We start from the raw sequence: 25,384 nt of genomic DNA, 5'->3' as shown, positions 1-25,384 counted from the left end.
ACTTCATTATAATAACCTCAATTACCTATAGATAGCCTAAATGAATTGTGAGAATTTCTGTTCCCTACTCCCTACTCCCTACTCCCTACTCCCTACTCCCTACTCCCTACTCCCTGCTCCCTACTCCCTACTCCCTACTCCCTACTCCCTTTGTTATAAAATCTATTAATCAGATATGATAGCTGTTAATCCTAAGGGATAAATTCAGCAAATTTGATCGACAAAACCTGGACTAGATAACAGAAAAAGACACAAAAATTATTATGGCAACGTTACATGGCAGTTGGATATCTAGGGAAACTAATGGTCATCTATTTATTTGGGGAGAAACCTGGCGCACGAAGGCGCAGATATTAACTACTGCCAATGAGATGTCATGTCACCCGTTTGCCATGACTGAGGAAGAATTGACGTCTTTTTTAGAGTCTCATCGTCTGTCCATCGGTCAATTTTTAGAGGTGTCTGAGCAGGCTCGTTCAGGTAGTCGTAAGCGTGGCGCTAAACAGGATCACCATCCCTGGCAGTCTCAAATTGTTCTGTTACCTACTGAAGCATCATCCAAAGGTGAGCCAGGTTATCCAGTGCTGTCTAGCAAAGTGTTTTTAGATAGTGCAGACGATAGTGCAGAGGCTGCCCAGTGGGAATTGCAACCATGGCAAGTGCAAGGGGTAAGTCTGGAACCGATGGCAGCGGTAAGATTTCTCCAAGCTTTACCCCTGGGCTCCTTTGAAGTCTCAGACGGCTACCTGGGAGGGGAGTTGCGTTTTTGGTCTCAGGTGATGCGCTGGAGCTTGGATCTGCTGAGTCGGGGTAAGTTTTTACCAGGAGTGTACCGATTGCCTGATGGTAAGGTAAGGGCTTGCTGGCAACCTCTGCTTGATAGTACTACCGATCAAGTCCGTCTAGAAACCTATATCAAGCTCATGCCCTCGGCTTGCTGTGCTTATTCACAAGAGGTTAGTTCTCCACAGTTGACCCTTCAACCTGCAACCGATTTGGTTAAGGCTCAGGAATTGCTACTGGGATTCTTGAGTAGTGTGGTTAATACACAGGTGCGGAATTTTGTCAAGGGTGAGTCGGTGCCAGTAGTAGATTCTCCGATGGTGGAATGGTTGCGATCGCTTTCTTCTAATTTGTCTTCTAATTCAGATAATTCAGAAACCCTAGCCCTAGAGTCAACAACCCTAGGTCGATTAGCGGCAGCACTGTCTACTTGGAACACTCCGGTGCAACAGAATTTAGTGACACCGACGTCCAAGAGGTTGAGGCAAAATCTGTTTCGTACTTGTTTTATCCTGAAACCTCCTACCTCTGATCAAGAGAATTGGAGCTTGGCCTATGGCTTACAAGCGGTTGATGACCCAGACCTGGTGGTGGATGCTGAGACGATCTGGAATTACTCCGGAGAGCGATTGGAGATTAACCAGCGAAGCATTGAACAACCTCAGGAAACGTTCCTGAAAGGGTTAGGATTAGCGACTCGACTCTATCCTCCCATTGAACCTAGCCTACACCAACCCCGTCCTGAGTTTTGTGAGCTAACCATAGTAGATGTGTATGAGTTCATTAGGGCTAGTGCATGGCGGTTGCAAAACAATGGCTTGGGTATTGTGCTACCCCCAGGATTGAAACCAGGCACGGGAGCCAAACGCTTGGGGATTAGTCTTGTGGCGGAAGTGCCACCACAAAAGAAGAATCAACGGTTAGGACTCCAAAGCTTACTGAAGTTTAAGTGGCAACTGGCGATTGGAGATAAAACCATCTCGAAGCGGGAGTTTAATCGCTTGATGGCACTGAAATCACCGCTAGTGGAGGTGGATGGGGAATGGATGGCGTTACAACCGTCTGATGTCCGTGCAGCTCAAGAGATGTTTAAGGGTTCGACAGATAACATGACTCTGTCGGTAGAGGATGCTTTGCGGATCACTACTGGTGATAATAATACCTTGGCAAAACTACCGGTAGTAAAGTTTGAAGCATCGGGAGCGTTGCAAGAGTTAATTACTAACTTACAGGGGAATCAATCCCTGGAGCCGATTCCTCAACCTGCTAGTTTTCAGGGGCAATTGCGACCCTATCAAGCTAGAGGTATGGGCTGGCTGGCGTTTCTGGAACGTTGGGGTTTGGGTGCTTGTCTGGCGGATGATATGGGCCTTGGTAAGACGGCACAACTGATTGCGTTTCTGTTGCATCTTCAGGAAGAAGGTACCCTCAATGGACCCTGCTTAGTGGTATGTCCGACCTCTGTGCTAGGAAACTGGGAACGGGAAGTAAAGAAATTTGCGCCATCCCTGAAAACTATTGTCCATCACGGGGATAAACGCTCGAAAGGGAAAACCTTTGCTAAGGCAGTTAAGACTAAGCAGGTGATCATTACTAGTTATTCCTTAGTACATCGGGATGCCACTACCCTGGATGGGGTGGAATGGCAGGGGGTGGTGCTGGATGAAGCTCAGAATATTAAGAATCCTAGCGCTAAGCAATCCCAAGCGGTGAAGCAACTTTCCACTAGCTTTCGGATTGCCTTAACCGGTACTCCCGTGGAAAATCGGTTGTCGGAATTGTGGTCAATTATCGATTTTCTCAATCCTGGGTATTTAGGCGATCGCCAATTTTTCCAACGTCGATTTGCTGTACCCATTGAGAAGTTTGGCGACCGGGATTCCTTGCAGACCATGCGATCGCTAGTGCAACCCTTTATCCTCCGTCGCCTCAAAACCGATAAGTCTATTATTCAAGATTTGCCCGAAAAGCAGGAAATGAATGTTTTTTGTGGTCTTTCCGCAGCCCAAGCTACGGTTTATCAACAGTTGGTGGATGATTCTTTAGCACAAATTGAAGAGGCTGAGGGGATTAAGCGCAAGGGCATGATTTTGACCTTGTTGTTGAGACTCAAGCAACTGTGTAATCATCCTGCTCTGTTGGAGAGTAAAGGGAAAAAGACGAAAGGGAAAACGGGAGATAATTCGTTGATGTCTAGCCAGCAGTCGGGTAAGTTACGACGGTTGGAAGAAATGTTAGAAGAGGCGATTTCTGAGGGAGACCGTGGCTTAATTTTTACCCAATTTTCGGAATGGGGGAAATTGCTGAAACCCTATTTAGAGGAAAAATTTGGCAAGGAAGTGTTATTCCTCTATGGCGCAACTCGTAAGAAACAACGGGAGGAAATGATTGATCGCTTCCAGAATGACCCCGATGGTCCATCCATATTTATTCTGTCTCTGAAAGCGGGTGGCACTGGATTGAATTTAACGAGAGCTAATCATGTGTTTCATGTGGACCGCTGGTGGAATCCAGCCGTGGAAAATCAAGCCACTGACCGCGTCTTTCGGATTGGTCAAAAACGCAATGTTCAAGTCCATAAGTTTATCTGTACTGGCACTGTAGAAGAAAAGATTAATGACATTATTGAAAGTAAGAAACAGTTAGCGGAACAAACTGTTGATGCTGGAGAAGATTGGTTGACGGAAATGAATACGGAACAATTGCGGGATTTGGTTTTGCTTGACCGGAGTGCGGTTATTGATGATTAGGAAGTAGGGAGTAGGGAGTAGGGAGTAGGGAGTAGGGAATAGGGAACAGGGAACAGGGAACAGGGAACAGTGATAATATTTGACTATTTTAGTGCTTAAATTGATTGTTATCACTGCCGTTACAAAGTTTTTTTGTACTGGTCAAAGTATCAGTATAAGTCTTCAAAAGTCCCCCTTATTAAGGGGGATTTAGGGGGATCTGAATCCTTATTAAGGGGGATTTAGGGGGATCTGAATCCTTATTAAGGGGAACCAACAGGGAATCAGAATCAGGAATGAAGAAAACTGACATACTCCCTTTCTACTCCCTACTCCCTGTTCCCTGTTCCCTGTTCCCTGTTCCCTTGGCGCAGCCCTATAATTTGCTTACCCTTCATGGTCATTTGCCGCAATAGAAGCAAGGGGCTTGATCGTTTTCAAAATCTGATCACCCAGGGTTGCTTCGGCTAGTTCAAGCTCATAATGTTGTTGGAGGTTCAACCAAAAGTGGGGAGTAGTACCGAAGTATCTGGCTAGCCTCAGGGCTGTATCGGTAGTAATGGTTTTTTTGCCGTTTACGATGGCATTGATCTGTGTTATGGGTACATGGATATCCTTAGCCAGTTGATTCTGGCTGATGCCGAATGGTTTGATAAATTCTTCTAGAAGAATGTCACCGGGAGTAATAGGGGGAAATTTGGTAGTCATTAGTGTTTAGTTGCCTAGAGTGGGTAAATTACTATTATCTATAATTCTTAAAATAATCGTTTTGATAACAATATTGATATTATATATCTAAGTTTTAATTTATTTTTTAATTGTTTTACCCTGAAGTAATCTTAATTGAATTCGTAAAAAGTATAAACGGTAAGAGCTTCTTGTACATAAAAAAATACAAGTTTACTATTCTGTAATTTCTGACCTTTGATTCGGTGATAGTAAGCAATTAATACCAAATCCTGTTCCCATACCCCCCTTATCCCCATAGTCATAGATTACTGGCATACAAAGATTTGGTCTATTTTTATAAAGGGGTTTTGACAAACGGATTTGGTATAAAAGCCTTAAAGGTATAAACGGTAAGAGCTTCTTGGTAACAAGTGATAACTTTTTCTATATTCTGTGCTTTCTGACCTTTGATTCGGTTACGGTAAGCAATACTGAGATTATTTTGTGTATCTGTCCAATATTCGGGAAATGCGTTAAAGGTATAAACGGTAAGAGCTTCTTGGTAATAAGCGATCGCTTTTTCTATATTCTGTGATTTCTGACCTTTGATTCGGTTACGGTAAGCAATACTGAGATTATTTTGTGTATCTGCCCAATATTCGGGAAATGCGTTAAAGGTATAAACGGTAAGAGCTTCTTGGTAACAAGCGATCGCTTTTTCTATATTCTGTGCTTTCTCACCTTTGATTCGGTAATAGTAAGCATTACCGAGATTATTTTGTGTCATTGCCCATTTTTCGGGAAATGCGTTAAAGGTATAAACGGTAAGAGCCTGTTGGTAACAAGCGATCGCTTCTTCTATATTCTGTGCTTTCTCACCTTTGATTCGGTAATAGTAAGCATTACCGAGAGTAGTTTGCATCATTGCCCAATCTTCGGTAAAAGCCTCAAAGGTATAAACGGTAAGAGCTTCTTGATAACAAGTGATAGCTTCTTCTATATTCTGTGCTTTCTCACCTTTGATTCGCAAAAGGTAAGCAATAGCGATATTATTTTGGGTTCTTGCCCAATCTTCGGGAAATGCCTCAAAGGTTATGACGGTAAGAGCCTGTTGGTAACAAGTGATCGCTTCTTCTATATTCTGTGCTTTGGGACCTTTGATTCGGTCAGAGTAAGCAATACCCAGATTATATTCTGTCCTTGCCCAATCTTCAGGAAATGCCTCAAAGGTATAAACGGTAAGAGCCTGTTGGTAACAAGCGATCGCTTCTTCTATATTCTGTGATTTCTCACCTTTGATTCTGTAATAGTAAGCAAAACCGAGATTATTTTGTGTGATTGCCCAATCTTCGGGAAAAGCGTCAAACTTTCTGACCGTAAGAGCCTGTTGATAACAAGCGATCGCTTTTTCTAAATTTTCAGCTTTGTCCCCAACAATACGATTACTATAAACAGCACCAATATAATATATAGTTTGCGCCCATTCTTGGGATAGAGTTTCCCGGGGACGTAATTGTAAAACAGTTTCTAATCCAGTAATAGCTATTTCTAAATTATTGGCACTTTTTCCTAAATTATATTGAACAATATCAATACAAAGGCTTTCTACGATTCCGGCAATTGCTTCTTTTTCTTCAGGATTTAGTTCCGCACAAGTCTTAAGGAGCCACTGTTCTAAAATTTTTGCAAAAGAGTTATTTAATTTATCATAATTAGATTCAACAACATCATGAATAGCTTGTAAATCACCATCATTTTCATACTCTAGTAAGAGTAGCTTTTTCAACAAATCATAATACTCGTCAGTACTATGAACTATATCTTGAGATACCTCCTGTGGTTTTTGCTGCTCAATATTAGCTTGAAAGGGAGTATAATATTGAAGCAAATCAATATCTTTATCTACAGGAAACTCGATTACTCCAGAACGCCAATCAAAAAAATCAGGAGCACGACGGACTAAATACTTTAAGGTATATTTTCTGACGGTAAACACTAAGCAGCAATTAAAATCATCTCTAAATCTTTCCCGTTGCCAATTTAGATGACCTAATAAGCTGGCTAAAGCCTCTCTTTGATACGCTTTTTTAGGGTTTTCAAGGGTACGTTTAATATAATCGTCTAAGGCTAAAGACTTTTCAAGGCCACTAACAAATAAAATATCAATGGGATTGTCGTTAACCTTTTCCTCAATCAAATCATATAAATTATAAATAGAATGGTCTAGCTTTAAAACCTCAACTGTTTTATCAATAATATCTTGTTTAATTTCTTCAATAATTCTTTTTTCTTGTACAGGAGTACACCGCACAAATAAAATTCCAAAGCCTTCACGCCAAGATAAATCGCGTTTTAACCTCAGATAGGATTCTTGTTCATCTGATTTAAATTTTTGTGACTTTGATCTCGACATTGTACTCATTTATTAGCTATCAGCTATCAGCTATCAGTTGTCAGCTATCAGCTATCAGCTATCAGCTATCAGCTATCAGCTATCAGCTATCAGCTATCAGTTATCAGTTTATGTGCTACGCACACGCTACGCGAACAGTTATCAGTTTATGTGCTACGCACACGCTACGCGAACAGCTATCGGTTGGCTATGGCAACGCTAATTTATGTGCTTATTATGAATAAAACAAGTAAGCATTCGTTTAATCGGAGTTATGGAAAGCTGACTGCTGACCGCTGACTGCTGAATGCTCACTATTAGTTAAATCACGAAGAGCAGATTTAAATTCAGATGTCCCTTCAATTAAAGGGTGAACATCATACCAACGCACAGGATTACCGTCTGCATCAAACTCTCGATATTCCAACACACAACGACGGAATAGCAAACTACGATAGTCTTCATCATTAGGGATAGACTTAGAAACAGAAACTTCAGCTAATTTTTGCCATTCTTCAGAACTAACCGCATTACGATAGGTGCTATCTCTGGCATCACTAACCGCCCGTCTCACTATTTTTGTAGTAATCGGAAAATCATCAATATAACGCATTACTGACTGCATTAATAGCATCAACTCTCGCACATGACCACCAGTCATAGCACAAAGCTCAATGCGAGTATCTTGACTATCAAAGATTTGTGTATCAATATCAATCGTAGAGTCAACTAAGTGAATCCTTTTTTCAATAACTTCTTTTAATTTATCTAATCCTTGTGAATAGGATTCATTCTGACGGTTTTTTACCATAATCATTGGTAACACTTGAGGAGTATCATAAATATTTCTTAATTCAGTAGCTTGACTGGAATAGGCTAAGGAAATTGGTACTGTATAAACTACGTGACAATTCAACGCTGTTAACTGACTGCTATAATCAAGAAATATTTCCTCGTGACTTGTTCTGTCATTGCCTTTTTCCAGGGGGATGATTCTATCTAAGTTATCCGCGATCACAACTATGTTGGATTTTTCCTCAGGTAATCTATGTTGAGCATCTTTAATAAATTCATTTAACGCTGTAATCAACGATACACTATAATTATCAACCTGTTTTCTAATGGTTTCACGGCTACTAGGATTTCGTCTTAAGGTTGTGGTCAATTTACTAAAAATCTGAATTTGAGCTTCAACCGTTAATTTGTCAAATTCCACCTCGGATAACGCCAAATCCTTTAATTCAGTCCACCGAGACTCTAACCAATTTAATAACGGATTTGGAGCAGCATACTCTTTAAGTTTATCTAAAATATTACGAGTACAAGCTAACAGGATATCTGTATATTGAGCATCGATTTCATCAATATCTCCTTCCGTTGCTGGAAAATAAACCACAAAGCAGCCATTCTTCTGCAAATAATCTTCCAGACGCAATAACTCCGTTGATTTCCCCACACCCCGATGTCCAGTATAAAGTTGACAAGTCGCTTGGTCTGAAAAGAGGATAGTTTTACCAATTTCCCGAAAAATATTGTCATCTCCCCTGACTTCACTACAGTTTACATAAGCTGGATCGTTGGCTGGTAAGGGATAAAATGGTTGAAATTTATTGTAGATTTTTTTGATTAAGCTCATGGGGGGTGATGTGTATAAAGGGCTGATAATTTTTTTAGGGAGCAGGGAGCAGGGAGCAGGGAGTAGGGAGTAGGGAGTAGGGAGCAGGGAGTAGGGAGTAGGGAGTAGGGAGTAGGGAGTAGGGAGTAGGGAGTAGGGAAGATGGAAACAATTAAATGGCAATTGCCCTATGGCTGCCTGGTAATGATCCTATTATAAAATAATATATTGCGGTTTTTAATTAGGTGAGGTATACAATTTAGGGATTTTAGGAAACAGGGAATAGCGATGCAGAGGTGCGACCCGTGGCGAATTTAATTCGCCAACGGAAAGCGCACCTAAGCGGTCTTGGGGGTTTCCCCCATGAGCGACTGCATCAAGACGGGAACAGGGAACAGTTCGTAGGGTGGGCAAAATGATATTATCTAGAATTTTTAAAAGAACCAAAGAGTTTTTGCCCACCCTACTTACAAATAATCAACGGCTTTTTGCCCACCCTAAAAGAAGTTGCGTAGGGTGGGCAAAATGATAGTATCTAGAATTGTTCAAAGAACCAAAGGCTTTTTGCCCACCCTACTTACAAATAATCAACGGCTTTTTGCCCACCCTAAAAGAAGTTGCGTAGGGTGGGCAAAATGATAGTATCTAGAATTGTTCAAAGAACCAAAGGGTTTTTGCCCACCCTACTTACAAAGAATCAACGGCTTTTTGCCCACCCTACAAGCTTTGCTGACTGGCTAGTTTATTAGTTGCGTAGGGTGGGCAAAATGATAGTATCTAGAATTGTTCAAAGAACCAAAGGGTTTTTGCCCACCCTACAAGCTTTGCTGACTGGCTAGTTTATTAGCAACAAGTACTAGTTAATGAGAAACTAGTACTCGTTAGGAAGAAACGGGTACCCATTTGTTACACAGCAGTACTCGTTTACAAGAAAATAGTATTGGTGTGTGAGAAAATAGTACTCGTTAGGAATAAATGGGTACTGGTGTGTTAAAAGTGATTACCTGGTCTGGTCTATTGTTAAGCCTATTGCCTATTGCCTATTGCCTATTGCCTATTGCCTATTGCCTATTGCTTACTCCCTGCTCCCTAAAAGCCCAGACGTTGTACCTAACAGCAATTGCAAACCGCTGTATTGATAATTGTGATATTTTTGCCATCATGGAAGTAACTCCTATTTAGGTGGGAGGAAAACCGCGCTGGCGTCGGTTAATGGTTTGAACCAGCGCGGTTATTAGTCTCAGTCTCAATATCTATAGTATAGATAAATCCTGTAAAAAATGCAAGTATTAATTTAGTTTTTTACATTTATTTACAAAGACAATTTGTAGGTATTGATGGATTTAAGTATGGATAAATATTGATAGCAATGTAAGTCTATTTTAGGGCATTTGTTTATTTAAAAGCTAACGATAACGTTATAGTATTGCTTTTTTTATTAACTTTAAAATACTCAAAAAAAAACCTTTAAAAACCCTTGACAAATATTTGTATAATCATTACAATAATACTTGTCAACAAATTGAATCTTTGACCTATGTCAGAATTTACTCCAAACTCCAACAAACAACCCGTTAAGCACATCTTGAAGGGTTCTCGTAAAGCAGTACTCAACACGATGTACGCCCTTTATGGTCTGCGCTATGCGGAAATTTCCGAGTGGAGTCCTCTGCAGCCCACTGAGGTTCCAGGGGAATTCATTACTATCATGACCAAGTACTTGTTGTTGCCATAACACCTTAAATTTCTGGGGGGGTTTCCCCCCCTTGGCCAATCCCATCGGATCACATCCGGATTGGTTTGGAAACTTCTGACATAGGTGATTGAAATAGCCGTGGATAGTATTTCTGCGGCTATTTTTTTTTGTTTTGGAATATATAGAGAATTTAGAATAGAGAATTTAGAATAGAGAATTTAGAATAGAGAATTGGGAATCGGGAATCCAATACTGGTGGTTCAGTAAGCCTGTACTCCAACATCATCAAAGTATGATAAAATTAATAAATGGTGTTTCATAGCTATCAGGTATACAGGATTTTTTACCTCTTGCCTGCTCCCTACTCCCTACTCCCTACTCCCTGTTCCCTTTGCTATAAAAAAATGCAACTAGAAGACTATTTTGACTTCCTCAGTGTGGACGATATTCGTATAAAAGGCACAAGAATAGGAATAGAAACTATTCTCTATGATTATATCCATCGTGCCCGCACTCCTGAAGAAATTGCCGAAACCTATCCATCCCTAAATCTAGAACAGGTTTATGCTACTATTCTTTATTATCTACACAATAAAGAAATGGTCAGCCAATATGTTGCTGACTGGTTAGAGTGGAGTCACCAGCAACTGAAAGCACAGCAAATAAACCCCTCGACCTCTGCCCTGCGATTGCGGAAGTTGAGAGCAGAACGAAAAGTAATCAAAAAAGCTGATGACTCTCAACTATCTATTGGATGAAAATGTCAATCCTGCTTACAAAATCCAATTGACCCGGAATTCTCCTGATTTGGTGATGTGGATTGTTGGTGAACCGAATACTCCTGCAAGAGGAACGTTAGACCCCCAAATTCTGAAATGGTGTGACGAGTATGGTTTTGTGCTGGTAACAAATAATCGTAAATCTATGCCTACCCATTTAGCTGATTATATTGCAGAAGGGAATCACATACCAGGAATCTTTATTCTCAACACCAAGTTAAGTATGGGAGAAAATATTGATGAGCTGGTTTTTCTAGCTGAGGCATCTTTTGAAAACGAATATCAAGACCAAATTATTTATCTTCCACACAGTTATAGCGTTTAGCAAAGGTCTTTCGCCGATTGAGAAAGCTTATCTGGATATAGACTCCACCAAATCAAAGCGCAAGTATCGAGAACAATTTTAACACTTCTCCCCATTCTTCTATTGTAGGAGTTGTTAAATCCTCAAAATACTTGACTTTACCGCGCATTTTTCCAAATAACTGTTCTGTTGAGGATAAATTACCGTATTTAGAAATTATCACCACTGGTTTGCCCCGATCAGTGACTACAATTTCTTCCCCTTCTGACTCTACAAGCTGCAATAACTCCAGCAGTTTGCTTTTCAGTATACTTTTTGAAATTGTTTTCATTATGAAACTAGTAACGGAGTTAGGTAACACTAAAATTATATCACATTTACATGGTTTTTCATAGCTATCAGCTACACAGGATTTTTTACCTCTTCCCTGTTCCCTATTCCCTGTTCCCTGTTCCCTAAAAAACCATAAATATGTACCTGGACAAAAATAAACCTCACTTCTTGATGCAAAGCGCGAGTGGGGGAAACCCCCTGTTCCGAAGCTGCATCGCTGTATTAACTTGTGTAAAGTTGCCAAAAATCGGTCTGCTCCCTGCTCCGAACGCGGGGCGCGTTCGGAGCAGGGACTTCGGAACAGGGAAGAGCGAAAAAATAGTGCTTACCTGATTAGACTAGAAACAGCTATAGTGCTAATATAAGCATTTGTTGCCTACTCCCTACTCCCTACTCCCTACTCCCTACTCCCTGTTTTCTTTGCTATATAAATGACAAACTACGAAATCGAAACCCAAGAATGGTGGGTAGAACGTTGGAATGACTTACTCAATTCCTATCGCTTCAAAAAGCGTTTGGAACGGGGACGTATCTATGCCAAAGAAGGCAATATTCTCAGTATTGACTTTCTAGGACCACAAGTAGTCGCCAAAGTTCAAGGAACTGCTCCGGAGCCCTATGAATTAACCATTTCCATCGAACCCTTTACCGAGGAAGACTGGAATTATGTGGTGCAAACCCTAGCAAGTAAAGCAATTTACTCAGCTCAGTTATTAGCAGGAGAAATGCCCCATAATATCGAAGAAGTCTTTACTGCCAATGGTTTAAGTTTATTTCCCTTCACCCTCTCCGACGTTCGTTCCCAGTGCAATTGCCCCGATCCCAAAAATCCTTGTAAGCATATCGCAGCAGTATACTATGAATTAGGCGATCGCTTCAGCGAAGACCCCTTTGTTTTGTTCCAGTTGCGGGGAAGCACCAAAGAACAAATCCTTGATGCCTTGCGTAAATTACGCAGTGGTCAAGCAGGGGAAACTTCCACCACAGAGCAGCCATCGTCAATTCCAAATCTCACTTCCGGTGATCAAAACCCTGATCCAAACAGGGAAGAGGGGGAATCAGCAATCGGCGATCCTGAAACCTCAGTCAATATTCAGCAATTTTGGCAATACGATCAGCCCCTCGATTCTTCCCTCGTGGTAATTGCACCACCAACAGATAGTGGAACCGTCCTCGATGTCTTAGGAACAATTCCTCTAGGAGCAGCTGACCCTCGTGTGATGCAGTATCTCAAAGGAATTTATCAGATAGTCAGCCAGCAGGCGGTAATTTCAGCATTAAATCGAGATAGTTAATAGGGTAATAATTTAGTTCCTGTTGGAACTAATGTGCCTATTTAAGCTATCAGCTATCAGCTATCAGCTATCAGCTATCAGCTATCAGCGTTCAGCATATGCTTATGATGCGCTTTTCCCCAGACTTTTAATTCTGTAAAATCTCGAACTATTAAATTATCCCAAATGAAGTTTATTTGAAGCATTCGGCTGACCACTGACCACTGACCACTGACCACTGACCACTGACCACTGACCGCTGACCGCTTAATGCTAACAAGACTTCTGAGCCACCCCCTTATACATATAGCCCATAATCTTAGGAAATTTTGGTTCATAAAACTCTTCTAATGTCAGAATCTGGAAATGGTTTTCAACCAGCTGCTTGATATTACGATTTAGATGACAGCCATCCGCAATAATCTTTTGTACAGGAGTCAAGCGATTTTGCCAAACCTGAACCTTAGACTCATCACTCATGCCATGCTCAATAAAAAAGAACTTTCCCCCTGGTTTTAGCACCCGATAAATTTCCTGTATAGCCTGATTAACCTTAGTAATACTGCACAATGTCCAGGTGCTAACTACACTATCAAAGCTATGGTCAGCCATCGGTAAATTTTCCCCATTCAGTACCCGAAAATCAACATTAATTTCCGATTCATCAATACGTTTTTTTGCTACGGAATCCATCCCAGGATTAACATCAATAGTTGTAAGTTTTTGCAGGTGCTTGGGGTAATAACTTAAATTTAATCCTGTGCCAAAGCCAATTTCAAATACTTGCCCAGACACCTGAGATAAAACCTCTTGACGATACTTGGTTAAGACCGGGTCAGACATAACCCAGTCCAGAAATCGGGGAAAAATTAACTCTGAATATAAACTCATGCTCCAATTACCTTGGGATAACCTTGAATTGGCACTCATGATCAATTATATATATAGAGAGCAATTCTTAATTAGGTGAGGGACAAAATCCTGGGTTAATGGGAGTAGGGAGTAGGGAGTAGGGAGTAGGGAGTAGGGAGTAGGGAATAGGGAATAGGGAATAATGAAAAAATTATGTGTACCTTATTACTATGAGAAACCCTATATAAATTATAGTAGTAAACATAAATATGAGCGTGCAGGCTACCGGGTGAAGTATGACAACTATATTTGATTGGATTAATCAATTCCGAAATGCTTGGGGTGACAACTTCCAGGCAGTGGGTGATTTGGTTCTTTACGCCTGGATGATAAGTTTTGTCAATTTAGTCTTATGCGGGGGAGCACTCAACGAAAAATTTGGTATCCAACCCCGCACCTGGCTCGGGCTAGTTGGTATTTTGTTTTCACCCTTCTTGCACAAAGACTGGAAACACTTAATCGGAAACACTATTCCGTTTGCGATCCTTGGCTGTTGGGTATTGTTACGAGGAACCGATGATTTCTGGGTCGTGACCTTGGCGATAGTCTTGATTGGTGGTTTGGCTGAATGGCTAGTTGGTTCACCTAACACTGTCTCTTATGGCGCAAGCGGTGTAGTTTTTGGGTATGTAGCTTTTCTGATCGCACAGGGGTATTTAGAAGGTAAGCCCCTGTTAGTCATAGGTTCTAGCGCTATCGGTGGTCTCTATGGTTTTACACTCAGAGGTTTATTTCCTGGTGAAACAGGGATCTCCTGGCAAGGACATTTATTTGGCTTCCTGGCAGGTATGCTTGCAGCCAGCTATCTGGACACGTTTCGGAATATGTTTCTTTGACACTCCCCGTCCTTGAAGGACGGGGATTCTTTCTTCATAGGGGTTCCAACGAACTTACCCTCGGAAAGTTTACACCGTCTGCCCGGCGGTGTTTGAAGAGAGAATTTTTAAATTCTGCCCATCATCAATTTACCCAGTTTTGAGCCTTACTGGTCAAATGGTCTGGCTCCTGGCCGTAGGTCCGGTAAAAAAAATCCCCGCTAGCGGCCAGACTAACGGGGTGTGCTTTTCTCTTTGTGTTCTCAATTATTATTATTGGCTAATCATGTATGATTTGGTGTTGGCCTAATGTCAATTTTTGGTGTGATTTCATATAAATTTTTATAAACTTGCTTGTTTTGGTCGATCTAGTCAATCTGAGCATCAAGTGATCTAAGCGCAAAAAACTCCACTAGCCTGATACTAGTGGAGGCAGGGTGTGTTATTCGTCAACTTCATTGTAGATATGCGATGTTTGTGATCTGGTTTGCTGAATGTATGGTTTTGTATTTGATTTAGGTTGTTGCTCAGCAGAATCTGGAGTATAGTTTTTAATCAAATTTTAATATAATAGCATAAAAATTGTGGCTGTCAAGGGCAAAAAATCTGGACGATCAGTAATTTATGGTAATATTTGCCTAAACTTGACTATAATTACCTATGATACAACTAGCCTTTTGTGCAGCGCTTTCTGGCTATGGATAACAGAAAAGCCAACTTAAAAGACTACAGATATGTAAGGGACAAAAAAAATACCGAAAAGTCCAGAAGTGTAGCGCTTAAAACCTTCACAATTTATGAAATCATGACTCTTGGATAACGTTGGTTATGTGTAAATTAGGTTATTTAGACTGGTGAACACCAGGATTATAGCAGTCGCCAGGGCAGGCGCGGACATTACAAAAGTCTCAAACCTAAGTAAGCGCAAGAGTTTGACTTCTGACTTCTGACTTCTGACTTCTGACTTCTGACTTCTGCTATAGATCGTCATTCCCCATTACCGATTACCCATTCCCGGTAGCAAAAACCGTAACTAAAGGAACCGAATTATCCTGTAATGGTCATATTAGAACAGGGTATTAGCAACGGAGACGATCAAATGAACCATCAAATGCTTAGTCGTATAGCCACTGTTATGGCAGTCAGCATCCTGCTTACAGGTATATTGGGGTGTGTGTCGGAAAAAACCAATGCCCTTGACCCTATGCCTAACTCCGAACCAAGGAAAGAATCAATTTCAGCTGACCAGCAACCAACTCTAGACGTAGATACCAATCTTGTAGACGCTAATACTAAATTTGGCTTCAAGCTATTCTCAGAAATTCTCAAGCAGGACACTAACAAGAATATTTTTGTCTCTCCCACCAGCATCGCCATTGCCCTAGACATGGCTTACAACGGTGCCAGCGGCGAGACTCAAGAGGCGATGGCAAAAGTCCTAGAATTAGAGGGATTAAGTCTAGATCAACTCAACCAGGGAAATAACGCCTTAAAGGCTAGCTTGGAAAATGCTGACCCTGATGTTCAGCTGTCCATTGCCAACTCCCTGTGGGCTAACCAAGGCATTGACATCAACCCCAAATTTATTAAAAACAACCAGAAATTCTACGAAGCAGAGGTCACAGAACTTGATTTTAGTAGTGCCAAGGCTGCCAAAAAAATTAACCGTTGGGTCAAAAATAACACAAACGGCAAAATTAAAACGATTGTCGAACGCACTCAAGCGGATGATTTACTCTTCTTAATCAATGCCATCTATTTCAAAGGCAGCTGGACCAGAGAATTCGATAAAAGTCAAACGTCTGATCAAGCTTTTTATATCTCTGATTCAAACCAAAAGCAACACCCAATGATGTATCAGTATGGGAAGTATAAGTACTATGAAAATGATGCCTTTCAAGCTGTAAGTATTCCCTACGGTAAAGAACGGCTGAGTTTGTATGTTTTCTTACCCCGTGAAGGGAGCAGCTTGGCAGAATTTCAACAACAACTCACAGCGGAAAACTGGCTACAATGGATGAAAGAGTTTAGGTCTCGGGATGGGTCAATTCGGCTACCCCGCTTTAAATTTGAATACGATATTAAACTCAACGATTCCCTAAAAGCTTTGGGGATGGATGTAGCGTTTACCGATAAGGCGGATTTTTCTAATCTGACCTCTGAATCAGCAGCGATTAGTCAAGTCAAGCACAAAACCTTTGTAGAAGTTAATGAAGAAGGCACAGAAGCAGCGGCTGCTACTTCTATCGGTATTGTTACTACTTCCATTAGTATAGATCAACCATTCAATCTAGTGGTTAACCGTCCTTTTTTCTGTACTGTTCGGGACAATAAAACTGGAGCAATTTTGTTCATGGGTTCGATTGTGGAACCGTAAGCTATTAGCTATTGAATTAGTGTGAAGGTTGAAAGTTAAAGGTTGAAAGTTAAAGGGTAAGCATGCAGCTATCAGCGAACAGCGTAGCGTCATCGGTGCTTTTGAATAAAATAAGCTGACCGCTGACCGCTGACCGCTGACTGCACCTCAAGTAGCTTGCGTGGCACAGGCTTCTAGCCTGTGAGGTAGCGCATATGCTTACGTTAAAGCTTCAAAAGATAACCTTTAACCTGGTAACCTAGTTAACCTTAGGCAGGTAGCTTGAATAGAATTGCATCCCAAATAAAGTATCCCTCACGTCCATATAATAGTGACGAGGGATCAGCAACACTCTGCTGACCAGAAGGACTTACTTTCTTCATTTCTGGATAATCGTTGTCCCACAACACTTTCCACTGACCAGAAACATCGAGTTCTTCCATTCCTAAATTTAATCCATAAGCGATCAGTTCTTGTTGGTTATTGTGCTCGAAGTTGATCGCATACAAGTTAGACTCGGAGGATCCTTTCACCACCGGTACCACCCCTGCTGGCTGATAGGGACCGTTGATCTGTGGCGAGACAAAATGGTACAGGCTGGAGTCAGTAATCGAGGCAGCGTCATCACCAAGTTGCTCAAGCCAACGGGGATCCACATGTTGCTTCATCACAGAGAAGAACATGTGCCACATTCCTCCTTTATAGTAAACGTGGCTTCGTTCACACTCGTAAAAGAGACCTTGCTCACCTTCATCGGTCATGAAATGAGGAAACAGGGCTGGTGGCAAGAGTGTATAGGGTCCTTCGAGTTGATCTGCTACTGCTAGACCAATACAGCCTTTCTTGGGTTGGGAATTTGTCTTGGCAGCAGCAGATAGAAACATCCAATACTTGCCTTCGTGAAAGATGGGGAAAGGATCCCGCAACTGGCGGTGACGTTGGTCTGGCATCAATGGATGGTCGGAGTAATCGTAGTATTTCTCCCAATCAAGAAATTCGATCAGTTGGGGAGCTTGCCAATCAATCTCGTGATTATCCCTAATGATTCCCTTACAGAAGCCAATATACTCATGAAGCAAATTAGGACGGTCTGGAGATCCACCGTAAAAGAAATACAGGGAATTTTCGTTTACCAACCGTAAGCTTCCTGCTAGAAGGCGAGAGCTTCGCCAGTAGTCATCCCGGTCTGGCTGAAACACAGGACCTAAGTGCTTAATTACAGACAAATCTTCACTAAGAATAGCCCCACCCATTTCCCCTCTCTGCCAAGGCACTCCCTCTAAATCCTTTCCTCCTTGAAGGTAAAGCAGGAGATATTTTGAGAGAGCTGTTTTACTTGGAGCAGGTTGATGAGGCGTTGTCTGGATGCTGATATCATGGTTGAACAGTTGCTCTAAGGTCGCAGCGTCGCTCCTGCCGTGATCGAGTTGTTGTATCATCAGCTTCTGCTTAAGATATTTTTAGTTTTGTTAAGGAAATATTACTTTATTAAATCAATCTATTATTTTTTTGACAAGGGGATCCATCAAATTGCAGGGATATGGGGCACAATCTCAGTATAAATACTGAGAATTTCCCAAGGATTTGGGATCGCCAAATCTGCTCCACATATAATACTTAATGCTACATTAAGATTACGCGATCTAGGCTCTTATCGGTAGGCTTGCTAATGGTAAGCATCAAGGTATAGGCTGAGATCTTATCTAGAGGCTGCAAGCCTTAGAACCCTAAAATTAGGGTTTGGCTTCGAGTTTGGCTTCGAGTTTGGCTTCGAGTTTGGCTTCGAGTTTGGCTTCGGGTTTTCCTTTCAGCTGCGTAAGTCCTAGTGTAAGCATTCAGCGGTCAGTGGTCAGTGGTCAGTGGTCAGCGGTCAGCGGTCAGCTAACTTAACAGAAATTAAAGCAATGCTTACCTGTTTTATTAAAAAGCTGAGAGCTGAGAACTGAGAGCTGAGAGCTGAGAGCTGATAGCTAAATGCTTACATCCTAGTAATCTCACCTTAGTTAAATCTTCGTCTATGTCTTCACAAGTTAAAGATTTGATTTTGATCGCAATCAATCAGCAATTTGGCTAGTGACATTTTCCCAACACTATTTGTTATCTTGGAATAAGTTTGGTAGTGATAGGTAAAAAAGCGAGTACAGACCTCGCTTAAATGGTATAGCCTTAACCTATTCTGAATCAATATTAGGAATTACGTAGTAACTCTCTGATTATCTGATTAGAGGGTAATTTAGCAATTAAAACACTATGCTTTACTATGCTTTGAGCGGTCAACAGTGATGGTATTTGCTGATAGCTAAATCAAACTCAAACTTTATGCCCGTCCAAAGTATAGATATAGTTTTCACTCCTATCAGTACGTAATTCCTCACTAGTTTAATGTATTCAGGAAAAAAAATTGGCTTGGATACATAGACTATTGTTTAATCATTAGGCGTTGCTTCTATAAATTACACAATAATTAGTTAGATAGGATTTAATTAAGCGGTAAGGAATTTTACTTACCTTACCCTACTACCGAATTATTACTTTATACTCTCTAGTTGACGCCTTAGTAAAGAGGCTAACTGTTCTAGGGAGTTAGTCACAGTTATTCACTAACTAATACTCTTACACAAAAGCAGGTAACTCATGCTTCCTAATCACAGTTTACAAATCCCAGATAAATGGATCTGGGACTTCTGGCTAGCTCAAGATATTTCCGACTATCACTTATTTTACTTGCAAGCTTCTAAGGATTTACCGGATCCAGAAGACCGACATTGGCATGTTTCATTTGGTCACGCTGTTTCTCAGGATTTACGGCACTGGGAGATTCTACCAGATGCTATGAAGCCTGAAGCTTATGGTGACGTGGATGAGTACACTAATTGGACTGGCTGCGTAATTCGTCATGATGGCCTGTGGTATCTCCCATACACCAGCACTGATCGCAAAGAGCAAGGAAAAATCCAACGCATCAGCCTTGCGACCTCCAAAGATTTAATCCACTGGGAAAAACATCCGAAAAACCCGGTGATCGAGGCTGATAGTCGCTACTACGAGAAGTATGATCTCGAGCACCCTGAGAAAAACCTTTGGTTCGATGAAGCCTGGCGCGATCCTTGGGTGTTTCAGGATCCAGAAACAGGGGAATTTCATGCTTTAATTACTGGTCGGGTTAACTATGGTCCTGCTGAAAGTCGGGGCGTGATTGCTCATGCCACTTCACAAAACCTGATTGATTGGCAAGTATTACCACCATTAACTGAGCCTATGACGTTCGGGACTATGGAATGTCCGCAAGTGGTTCTTATCAAGGGGCGCTACTATCTGCTCTTCTCGATCCCCCCAGGAGAGTTTGTTGATAGTAACCTCACGGGAACGTTCTACATGGTTGCTGATAATCCTTTAGGACCATTTTCTGCTCCAAGGGCGCTCTGGGCTGATTCAGTGAAGCGGCTCTATTCCGGGAAACTGGTACAAGGTCCTGATCAGATCTGGTACTTTATGTCATGGCGTAATTTCGCTCTAGACGGGAGCTTTCTCGGCGATATCAGCGAACCTCTGCCGATCACAGTTGATGAGGAGGGCAATTTGATAGTGCTTGAACCAGCAATGGTTCATTAGACGTCTTCGGGAATTCAGCAATAGGCAATCGGAAACGAGGAAGAGGAATGATAGGGGTTCTCAGTTTGATGAGGTACATACTAAATTTATTCCCTCTCCTCTGTCGGTTCTCACTTCCATAGACGAAATGCTTAAGGGGGCACGGCCTGTGCCCCTAAAATTAATATGGTCAGTAACCAATTACCAATTACCGATTACCCATTACCCATTACCGATTACCAGAATGACTTTGCCTAACTGGATTACCTTTTCTCGCTTACTGGGGTTGCCCTTTATCCTATACTTCCTGAATCACCCAACTGACCAAAGCCGCTGGATCGGTTTCGGGATCTTTCTCCTTGCTGCTGGAACGGATTGGTTAGATGGTTATCTAGCTCGTAAACTGAACCAAATTACTGATTTAGGCAAATTCCTTGACCCATTAGTCGATAAATTTTTGGTACTCGCGCCCCTACTAGCATTAATTGAGCTAGGTCAGGTCCCCGCTTGGGGAGTCTGTTTGATTTTGGCACGGGAGTTAACGATCGCAGGTTGGCGAGTTAACCCCAAGTTATCCGGTAGCACTAGCATACAGGGAGCCAATATCTGGGGTAAACTCAAAACCGTCAGTCAAATTAGTGCGATCGCACTTTTAATTGCTCCAACTCCCGACACCTGGATCATCCCATCCCTAGTCCTTTTCTGGCTATCGGTGGTCCTAACCTTAATCTCTGGTTTAGTTTACCTGTTACCTGCTAATATCTGGTCATCAACGGCAAAATCCACGTCAGCTTGATCCCGACCTGAAGCGAGATAATCATTCTCGAAGGAATCCTTCAGTCCGGAAAGCAAATCATACTCCGGTTGCCAGTTAAGTTCCGTCTTAGCCTTATGGATATCAGCAAAAAAGTGCTGTAATCGAAATGGGAAAGCCTTGCGCTTACCAAAATCAAACTGCTTCGGGTCATAATGCACGAGCTTGACCTCTGAAGCCGACTTACCACAGGCCATAGCACAGGTTCGTGCTAAACCATCAAAGGTGACATAGCGTTCCCCGGACACATTGTAAATTTTACCAATCGCTTCCTTATTCCCCAATACTGCTGCCATTGCCCTCGCCAAGTCCTGACAATGACCTAACTGAGTAATGTGCATGCCATTACCAGGGATGGGAATAGTGCGATCGCGAACAATCCGGTCAAAAAACCAAGCCTCCACATCATTATAATTTTGGGGACCATAGATATAAGTTGGACGAATCCCTGTAAACGGCACCCCAAGTTCTTGTAGGTAAGCCTCAGTATGATGTTTACCCTTGTGGCGAGAATTGGGATCAACTGGATCTCCTTCGAGATGGGGTAACTGATCTGACTTCAAGTACACTCCAGCCGAACTCATATACACAAAATGCTGCACCTGGTCTTTAAAAATTTCCACTAACGGTTGAGTATCACTCAACTCCCGACCATTATTATCGAAAATTCCATCAAACTCTTGAGACGATAACATTTCCTTGAGCTGATTGGGATCCTTGCGATCGCCATGAATCTGTTGGACTCCTGGCAGTGGCGCTGGCTTATTACCCCGATTGAACAGCACCACTTCATGACCCATCTCCACCAAAACCTTGGTTAAATAAACCCCAACAAACCGGGTACCACCCATGATTAAAATTCGCATGGTCACTAATTACTAAAAACTTTGATTCACTGATTTATTAATTACCTCTGGGCGGACTTTGTGCCTTCGTGGTTCTAAACCAAACCACCCATAGCATGGTCAGGACTTGGGCACTTACTCTACTAGTAGGGGCACCCTACTACCTAAGGGGGTTTGGTGCCCAGTTTTGGGTAAGTCCTGATACCTTAAAGTCGCAACTGAGTCACAGCAATATTACCCGAAAAACACACATCTACATCAGTACCAGGAGCGCGATCGCGTTTGTCATACTCCCCCTCATAATAGTAGTGATCCCCCTCCACACGATACTTTGTCGGTAACGGTTGAGTACTCGGTTCACAAAATACCACCTCTGGCTCAGGTGACCCCGGTTCCAAGTGAGGTAAATTCACATTCCAGTAAGTACCAGCAGCAATCGGACGATTCAACAAATCCGCCAACACCCTAGCTGTCCAACGACTCGCCACCTCCCAATTAATCACCCAAGGTTTTTTAATCCAGTGGGAAATCGCAATACCTGGTATTCCCTGTATCGCCGCTTCTCTAACCGCCGCCACTGTACCAGAAATGTAGACATCAACCCCCAAGTTACCGCCAGCATTAATACCTGACAGAACCCACTTTACCTCTGGTATAATATGTGATATTGCAAGGCGAGTACAATCCGCTGGGGTACTAGAGACTGCATACTCATAGTCTGACCGACGTTGGACGTGAATCGGTTTATATGTAGTCACCTGATGGCCACAGCCTGAATGATGCTCCTTCGGAGCGATAATTACAAAATTACCGTTACCGTTGACCGCTTGCTCTAGTGCTTTAATTCCGGGAGCATCTATCCCATCGTCGTTCGTTAGGATTATAGTCATTAGTTTAGTCGTTAGTGGTTAATCATTAACAGCTGAGTATGGGAAACGATCTAATCCAAGCCAAACTATCAAGGAATATCGAAACCGTATTAGAAACTTAAAACCAATCATCTCAAATTGCTTGAGCATTTGCACCCTTATACTTCCTTTGGGTATAAACTTAGCTTTTGGTTTAGCTATTGAACTTAAGCTCTGATCTCCGTACAGAAGAGCGAGCTAATAGCTGTTTACCCAGGAAAGTAGCCCGTAAGCTGACCGCTCAATGGGTATAGCTGCCCATGATCAGCCATCTGACAACCTCAGCTCAAAATCTTTCAAGCAACTGTTATGGCAAGTCAGGGATACATCTACAACTTTCAACCTATTGGCAAACCAGGATTATGACTCAAAATAGCAAAAATCAGCCATCTACCCACTCTCAGCCAACTGTTAATTTTACCGAAGAAGAGCTGCAAGATATCTTACGCTATGCTAACGAACACGGTATTAATCCTTTTAGACTAGTCAAAGCCATTGCCCAAAATCGGAAACAGAGAATTGCCCAAGCTCACAATAGGCAGATTCGAACCAGGGAAACTGTTTGTCAATAGAGCCGCAGTTATTAAACTCAAGGCGCTGACTTTATTCGCCGTCAGCTTCTTTAACAAGAAGTGGTGGAGGGCATTACCATGCTACTCTATCCATAGTTAGTAAGAGTAAGCCAAGACACAATTTTTTATCCTTATATCTTCTCTAAGAGAAGATATAAGGATATATTGAAAGAGTAATGGTAAGGTCGATACCATTATAAAAACAAAAACTAAGAAATAATTGACGACTATTAAATCCCTGAGAACTGGTGTTTGTAATTTAGATTATGATCTACAAGTTCAAAAAATCCGGTTAGTCAGGATTTAAAAATACAGTAAGTTCCTCAAAACTTTGGCCATTTTAGTTAATTTTAAATTAAAACTACCCTTTATTTTAAATTTGAATTAACGGGTTAACATCCTTGAAAAAAAGGATTAAACGGCAAAAAGTACGTTAAAACCTGGATAGAAAAAAAAAAGTAACCGTTATACCAGGGCTATTTCATTATGGTCTGAGATGGGCTGGTGCTAATAGAGATGCAATTCCCAATTGAACCTGGGGTTAAAACAACGGGAATAGCTAGTGTTAAATGTAGTCAATTTTTTTGGGTCGCAGAATTAACTGATAGAGGGTTTTAGATTCGGGATGCTCTAACTACCTTCTGGTAGTGAATAGGTTCATACTCTAGGAAAAAAAGACTCTCCTAGTACAATCAAAGCTACAATCAAAGATTTAAGTTCCCATCTAAAAGATTTAAGTTCCCATCTAATTTTCACGCATCAGTACCAACAAAGGGGTTCAGGCACTAAACTATTAAATTTAAATGGGCGACAGGTTAGTAGGGGAGGGTGGAATTAAATTATCTACGTAACTGGTGAACGATAACACTCAACAGTCCACAGCTGACAGTATTATCAGTCTTCACCTTTATTTACTTGTTGGTTCATTAGAGTTGGTTCATTAGAATGTGGTTAACCACTATCACTTCACTGCTAGGCTAGGAAGTGTCCAAGCAGTCCCAGATCGTCACTACTGCGTATCATTACCTTCAATCTCAGCTTAAAGAACCCTAATGCAGACTACAGCTTATAGTGAGCTTTTCCCACTATTTAATACAGCTAGCCCAGAAACCTTAGAATGGTTTGAATCCATTGCGGTGGAGCATGAGTACCCGACCGACCGAGCTATCATCATGGAGGATGCTTGGGGTAATGCTGTTTACTTTATTGTCTCCGGCTGGGTTAAAGTGCGACACTTACGCGGTGAAAACGATGTCACACTGGCAATTTTGGGTCGGGGTGACTTTTTTGGTGAAATGGCAATTCTTGATGAATCTCCCCGCTCCACCGATATCGTTGCCATGTCGAACGTGCGACTACTGACCATTTCTGCGCAACGCTTTATTCAAACTCTCTTTAAAGATCCCCAGTTGCACCATCGCATGTTACAACTGATGGTGCGGCGGTTACGTCAGAGCAATGTTCGGTTGCAAAATCGCTATCAGCCTCCAGCGGTTAATTTAGTCAATACTCTAGTTGGTCTGGCAGACAATTACGGTGAAATCACTGAAAAAGGCACAGAAATATATAACATTTCCTATCAAGACTTAGCTGATATCACAGATATCAGTGTGGAGGATACTACCAAAATTATGGAAAAGCTGGAGAGTAAGGGCTGGATTAAGACTGACCCGGAGCAGCAGACTATGCGCTTGATGAATATCAAGCCGCTAACTCAGCTTGTCAGACGAAGTAGCTCATGAGGCAAGATTAGCTCTAGGTGCTACCTGCGCCATCAGGGAGGCGTGGGCCTTGGTTAGGAGATTTGGCTGAATTTACCAATATCGAGCTTGATAGATTACTTAATATAAGCTAATATTTCTTCATAAAGTTAAATAAAACTTAAATTAATTAACCTATCTACACCTGTATGGTAGAGACTTACTCTCGGAGCATGTAGATAGATTACGTCTAGCTTCTTCCCAAAAGCTAAAAACTTTCTGTAAGATAGCAGAATC

General features: G+C 41.8%; 25 protein-coding genes. 14 read left to right on the top strand and 11 right to left on the bottom strand.

Translation table 11 applies throughout. From position 1 onward, the window contains the following. The first annotated feature begins 47 nt into the window (after nucleotides 1-47). Nucleotides 48-179, top strand: a complete 132-nt coding sequence (locus F6K53_RS20135; RefSeq protein WP_293067756.1) for a hypothetical protein — start codon at nucleotides 48-50, stop codon at nucleotides 177-179. 84 nt (nucleotides 180-263) lie between these two features. After that, entirely contained in the window at nucleotides 264-3,533 is a 3,270-nt protein-coding gene (locus F6K53_RS20130; RefSeq protein ID WP_293067759.1) for a DEAD/DEAH box helicase, read from the top strand. On the opposite strand, the gene F6K53_RS20125 is transcribed toward F6K53_RS20130, so the two are convergent. From F6K53_RS20125 to F6K53_RS20115, 3 genes are all read right to left on the bottom strand, one after another. After that, a complete protein-coding gene (locus F6K53_RS20125; RefSeq protein WP_293067762.1) occupies nucleotides 3,426-3,647 on the bottom strand; it encodes a hypothetical protein in 222 nt (73 codons plus the stop codon). The two genes, F6K53_RS20130 and F6K53_RS20125, sit on opposite strands and share 108 nt — an antisense overlap. A gap of 252 nt (nucleotides 3,648-3,899) precedes the next feature. Continuing rightward, on the bottom strand, nucleotides 3,900-4,220 hold the full coding sequence (locus tag F6K53_RS20120) for a HigA family addiction module antitoxin (protein WP_293067765.1): 321 nt from the start codon (nucleotides 4,218-4,220) through the stop codon (nucleotides 3,900-3,902). 316 nt (nucleotides 4,221-4,536) lie between these two features. Beyond that, the gene (locus tag F6K53_RS20115; protein ID WP_293067768.1) at nucleotides 4,537-6,594 is read right to left on the bottom strand and encodes a tetratricopeptide repeat protein; all 2,058 of its coding nucleotides are present in this window, start codon (nucleotides 6,592-6,594) and stop codon (nucleotides 4,537-4,539) included. 37 nt (nucleotides 6,595-6,631) lie between these two features. Here F6K53_RS20115 and F6K53_RS20110 point away from each other — a divergent pair, with 37 nt between their 5' ends. Then, on the top strand, nucleotides 6,632-6,796 hold the full coding sequence (locus tag F6K53_RS20110) for a hypothetical protein (RefSeq protein WP_293067770.1): 165 nt from the start codon (nucleotides 6,632-6,634) through the stop codon (nucleotides 6,794-6,796). Between the two features lie 39 nt (nucleotides 6,797-6,835). Here the strand turns inward: F6K53_RS20110 and F6K53_RS20105 are convergent, their stop codons facing one another. Both F6K53_RS20105 and F6K53_RS20100 read right to left on the bottom strand, forming a co-directional pair. Beyond that, complete coding sequence (locus tag F6K53_RS20105; RefSeq protein ID WP_293067773.1) at nucleotides 6,836-8,371, bottom strand: P-loop NTPase fold protein; 1,536 nt, start codon at nucleotides 8,369-8,371, stop codon at nucleotides 6,836-6,838. A gap of 54 nt (nucleotides 8,372-8,425) precedes the next feature. Next, complete coding sequence (locus tag F6K53_RS20100; RefSeq protein WP_293081810.1) at nucleotides 8,426-8,650, bottom strand: hypothetical protein; 225 nt, start codon at nucleotides 8,648-8,650, stop codon at nucleotides 8,426-8,428. 513 nt (nucleotides 8,651-9,163) lie between these two features. Between F6K53_RS20100 and F6K53_RS20095 the strand changes: the two genes are divergently transcribed. From F6K53_RS20095 to F6K53_RS20080, 4 genes are all read left to right on the top strand, one after another. Next, entirely contained in the window at nucleotides 9,164-9,370 is a 207-nt protein-coding gene (locus F6K53_RS20095) for a hypothetical protein (RefSeq protein ID WP_293047973.1), read from the top strand. Nucleotides 9,371-9,725: 355 nt separating this feature from the next. Next, a complete protein-coding gene (locus tag F6K53_RS20090) occupies nucleotides 9,726-9,923 on the top strand; it encodes a hypothetical protein (protein ID WP_070394349.1) in 198 nt (65 codons plus the stop codon). Nucleotides 9,924-10,288: 365 nt separating this feature from the next. Beyond that, the gene (locus tag F6K53_RS20085; RefSeq protein WP_293044716.1) at nucleotides 10,289-10,642 is read left to right on the top strand and encodes a DUF433 domain-containing protein; all 354 of its coding nucleotides are present in this window, start codon (nucleotides 10,289-10,291) and stop codon (nucleotides 10,640-10,642) included. Beyond that, complete coding sequence (locus F6K53_RS20080; protein WP_075902114.1) at nucleotides 10,617-10,988, top strand: DUF5615 family PIN-like protein; 372 nt, start codon at nucleotides 10,617-10,619, stop codon at nucleotides 10,986-10,988. Before F6K53_RS20085 ends, F6K53_RS20080 begins: the two co-directional genes overlap by 26 nt. Before the next feature lie 52 nt (nucleotides 10,989-11,040). Here the strand turns inward: F6K53_RS20080 and F6K53_RS20075 are convergent, their stop codons facing one another. Next, the gene (locus F6K53_RS20075) at nucleotides 11,041-11,544 is read right to left on the bottom strand and encodes a type II toxin-antitoxin system Phd/YefM family antitoxin (RefSeq protein WP_293067778.1); all 504 of its coding nucleotides are present in this window, start codon (nucleotides 11,542-11,544) and stop codon (nucleotides 11,041-11,043) included. 187 nt (nucleotides 11,545-11,731) lie between these two features. Between F6K53_RS20075 and F6K53_RS20070 the strand changes: the two genes are divergently transcribed. After that, the gene (locus F6K53_RS20070; RefSeq protein ID WP_293021154.1) at nucleotides 11,732-12,595 is read left to right on the top strand and encodes an SWIM zinc finger family protein; all 864 of its coding nucleotides are present in this window, start codon (nucleotides 11,732-11,734) and stop codon (nucleotides 12,593-12,595) included. 252 nt (nucleotides 12,596-12,847) lie between these two features. Here the strand turns inward: F6K53_RS20070 and F6K53_RS20065 are convergent, their stop codons facing one another. After that, nucleotides 12,848-13,504: a class I SAM-dependent methyltransferase gene (locus F6K53_RS20065; protein ID WP_293081807.1), complete on the bottom strand. Its 657-nt coding sequence runs from the start codon at nucleotides 13,502-13,504 to the stop codon at nucleotides 12,848-12,850. Between the two features lie 56 nt (nucleotides 13,505-13,560). After that, nucleotides 13,561-13,752 carry a hypothetical protein gene (locus F6K53_RS20060; protein ID WP_293021157.1) on the bottom strand — a complete coding sequence of 64 codons (192 nt, stop codon included), beginning with the start codon at nucleotides 13,750-13,752 and terminating at the stop codon, nucleotides 13,561-13,563. Here F6K53_RS20060 and F6K53_RS20055 point away from each other — a divergent pair. Further along, on the top strand, nucleotides 13,723-14,322 hold the full coding sequence (locus tag F6K53_RS20055) for a rhomboid family intramembrane serine protease (protein WP_293021159.1): 600 nt from the start codon (nucleotides 13,723-13,725) through the stop codon (nucleotides 14,320-14,322). The two genes, F6K53_RS20060 and F6K53_RS20055, sit on opposite strands and share 30 nt — an antisense overlap. Before the next feature lie 1,078 nt (nucleotides 14,323-15,400). Next, nucleotides 15,401-16,678, top strand: coding sequence for a serpin family protein (locus F6K53_RS20050; RefSeq protein WP_293067789.1), 1,278 nt, complete (start codon nucleotides 15,401-15,403; stop codon nucleotides 16,676-16,678). Nucleotides 16,679-16,926: 248 nt separating this feature from the next. Here the strand turns inward: F6K53_RS20050 and F6K53_RS20045 are convergent, their stop codons facing one another. Continuing rightward, the gene (locus F6K53_RS20045; RefSeq protein ID WP_293081804.1) at nucleotides 16,927-18,096 is read right to left on the bottom strand and encodes a glycoside hydrolase family 68 protein; all 1,170 of its coding nucleotides are present in this window, start codon (nucleotides 18,094-18,096) and stop codon (nucleotides 16,927-16,929) included. Nucleotides 18,097-19,291: 1,195 nt separating this feature from the next. Between F6K53_RS20045 and F6K53_RS20040 the strand changes: the two genes are divergently transcribed. Together F6K53_RS20040 and pgsA are read left to right on the top strand one after the other, a co-directional pair. Continuing rightward, nucleotides 19,292-20,269 (top strand): hypothetical protein, encoded by a 978-nt coding sequence (locus F6K53_RS20040; RefSeq protein ID WP_293067793.1) that lies wholly within the window; start codon nucleotides 19,292-19,294, stop codon nucleotides 20,267-20,269. A 223-nt stretch (nucleotides 20,270-20,492) separates the two neighbouring features. After that, nucleotides 20,493-21,044 (top strand): CDP-diacylglycerol--glycerol-3-phosphate 3-phosphatidyltransferase, encoded by a 552-nt coding sequence (gene pgsA / locus F6K53_RS20035; RefSeq protein WP_075906374.1) that lies wholly within the window; start codon nucleotides 20,493-20,495, stop codon nucleotides 21,042-21,044. Here pgsA and F6K53_RS20030 read toward each other — a convergent pair. Both F6K53_RS20030 and surE read right to left on the bottom strand, forming a co-directional pair. Continuing rightward, a complete protein-coding gene (locus F6K53_RS20030; protein WP_293067795.1) occupies nucleotides 20,990-21,928 on the bottom strand; it encodes an NAD-dependent epimerase/dehydratase family protein in 939 nt (312 codons plus the stop codon). The two genes, pgsA and F6K53_RS20030, sit on opposite strands and share 55 nt — an antisense overlap. 185 nt (nucleotides 21,929-22,113) lie before the next feature. Beyond that, nucleotides 22,114-22,797 carry a 5'/3'-nucleotidase SurE gene (gene surE, locus F6K53_RS20025; protein WP_075902245.1) on the bottom strand — a complete coding sequence of 228 codons (684 nt, stop codon included), beginning with the start codon at nucleotides 22,795-22,797 and terminating at the stop codon, nucleotides 22,114-22,116. A gap of 278 nt (nucleotides 22,798-23,075) precedes the next feature. On the opposite strand from surE, the gene F6K53_RS20020 reads away from it, so the two are divergent. Both F6K53_RS20020 and F6K53_RS20015 read left to right on the top strand, forming a co-directional pair. After that, entirely contained in the window at nucleotides 23,076-23,387 is a 312-nt protein-coding gene (locus F6K53_RS20020) for a hypothetical protein (protein WP_075902243.1), read from the top strand. Between the two features lie 1,052 nt (nucleotides 23,388-24,439). Beyond that, nucleotides 24,440-25,129, top strand: a complete 690-nt coding sequence (locus tag F6K53_RS20015) for a Crp/Fnr family transcriptional regulator (protein ID WP_293026250.1) — start codon at nucleotides 24,440-24,442, stop codon at nucleotides 25,127-25,129. Nucleotides 25,130-25,384 lie beyond the last annotated feature (255 nt).

This window comes from Moorena sp. SIO4A1 (assembly GCF_010672065.1).
GTDB lineage: Bacteria > Cyanobacteriota > Cyanobacteriia > Cyanobacteriales > Coleofasciculaceae > Moorena.
This window is presented reverse-complemented; position numbering and strand designations above follow the sequence as displayed.

What these genes read in the sequence shown, in the direction of transcription:
- pgsA (WP_075906374.1), top strand. Translation starts at nt 20,493, where the DNA reads ATGACTTTGCCTAACTGGATTACCTTTTCTCGCTTACTGGGGTTGCCC.
- F6K53_RS20020 (WP_075902243.1), top strand. Translation starts at nt 23,076, where the DNA reads ATGATCAGCCATCTGACAACCTCAGCTCAAAATCTTTCAAGCAACTGT.
- F6K53_RS20130 (WP_293067759.1), top strand. Translation starts at nt 264, where the DNA reads ATGGCAACGTTACATGGCAGTTGGATATCTAGGGAAACTAATGGTCAT.
- F6K53_RS20055 (WP_293021159.1), top strand. Translation starts at nt 13,723, where the DNA reads ATGACAACTATATTTGATTGGATTAATCAATTCCGAAATGCTTGGGGT.
- surE (WP_075902245.1), bottom strand. Translation starts at nt 22,797, where the DNA reads ATGACTATAATCCTAACGAACGACGATGGGATAGATGCTCCCGGAATT.
- F6K53_RS20065 (WP_293081807.1), bottom strand. Translation starts at nt 13,504, where the DNA reads ATGAGTGCCAATTCAAGGTTATCCCAAGGTAATTGGAGCATGAGTTTA.
- F6K53_RS20095 (WP_293047973.1), top strand. Translation starts at nt 9,164, where the DNA reads ATGGGTACTGGTGTGTTAAAAGTGATTACCTGGTCTGGTCTATTGTTA.
- F6K53_RS20070 (WP_293021154.1), top strand. Translation starts at nt 11,732, where the DNA reads ATGACAAACTACGAAATCGAAACCCAAGAATGGTGGGTAGAACGTTGG.
- F6K53_RS20045 (WP_293081804.1), bottom strand. Translation starts at nt 18,096, where the DNA reads ATGATACAACAACTCGATCACGGCAGGAGCGACGCTGCGACCTTAGAG.
- F6K53_RS20040 (WP_293067793.1), top strand. Translation starts at nt 19,292, where the DNA reads ATGCTTCCTAATCACAGTTTACAAATCCCAGATAAATGGATCTGGGAC.
- F6K53_RS20050 (WP_293067789.1), top strand. Translation starts at nt 15,401, where the DNA reads ATGAACCATCAAATGCTTAGTCGTATAGCCACTGTTATGGCAGTCAGC.
- F6K53_RS20085 (WP_293044716.1), top strand. Translation starts at nt 10,289, where the DNA reads ATGCAACTAGAAGACTATTTTGACTTCCTCAGTGTGGACGATATTCGT.
- F6K53_RS20030 (WP_293067795.1), bottom strand. Translation starts at nt 21,928, where the DNA reads ATGCGAATTTTAATCATGGGTGGTACCCGGTTTGTTGGGGTTTATTTA.
- F6K53_RS20090 (WP_070394349.1), top strand. Translation starts at nt 9,726, where the DNA reads ATGTCAGAATTTACTCCAAACTCCAACAAACAACCCGTTAAGCACATC.
- F6K53_RS20015 (WP_293026250.1), top strand. Translation starts at nt 24,440, where the DNA reads ATGCAGACTACAGCTTATAGTGAGCTTTTCCCACTATTTAATACAGCT.
- F6K53_RS20115 (WP_293067768.1), bottom strand. Translation starts at nt 6,594, where the DNA reads ATGTCGAGATCAAAGTCACAAAAATTTAAATCAGATGAACAAGAATCC.
- F6K53_RS20120 (WP_293067765.1), bottom strand. Translation starts at nt 4,220, where the DNA reads ATGACTACCAAATTTCCCCCTATTACTCCCGGTGACATTCTTCTAGAA.
- F6K53_RS20080 (WP_075902114.1), top strand. Translation starts at nt 10,617, where the DNA reads ATGACTCTCAACTATCTATTGGATGAAAATGTCAATCCTGCTTACAAA.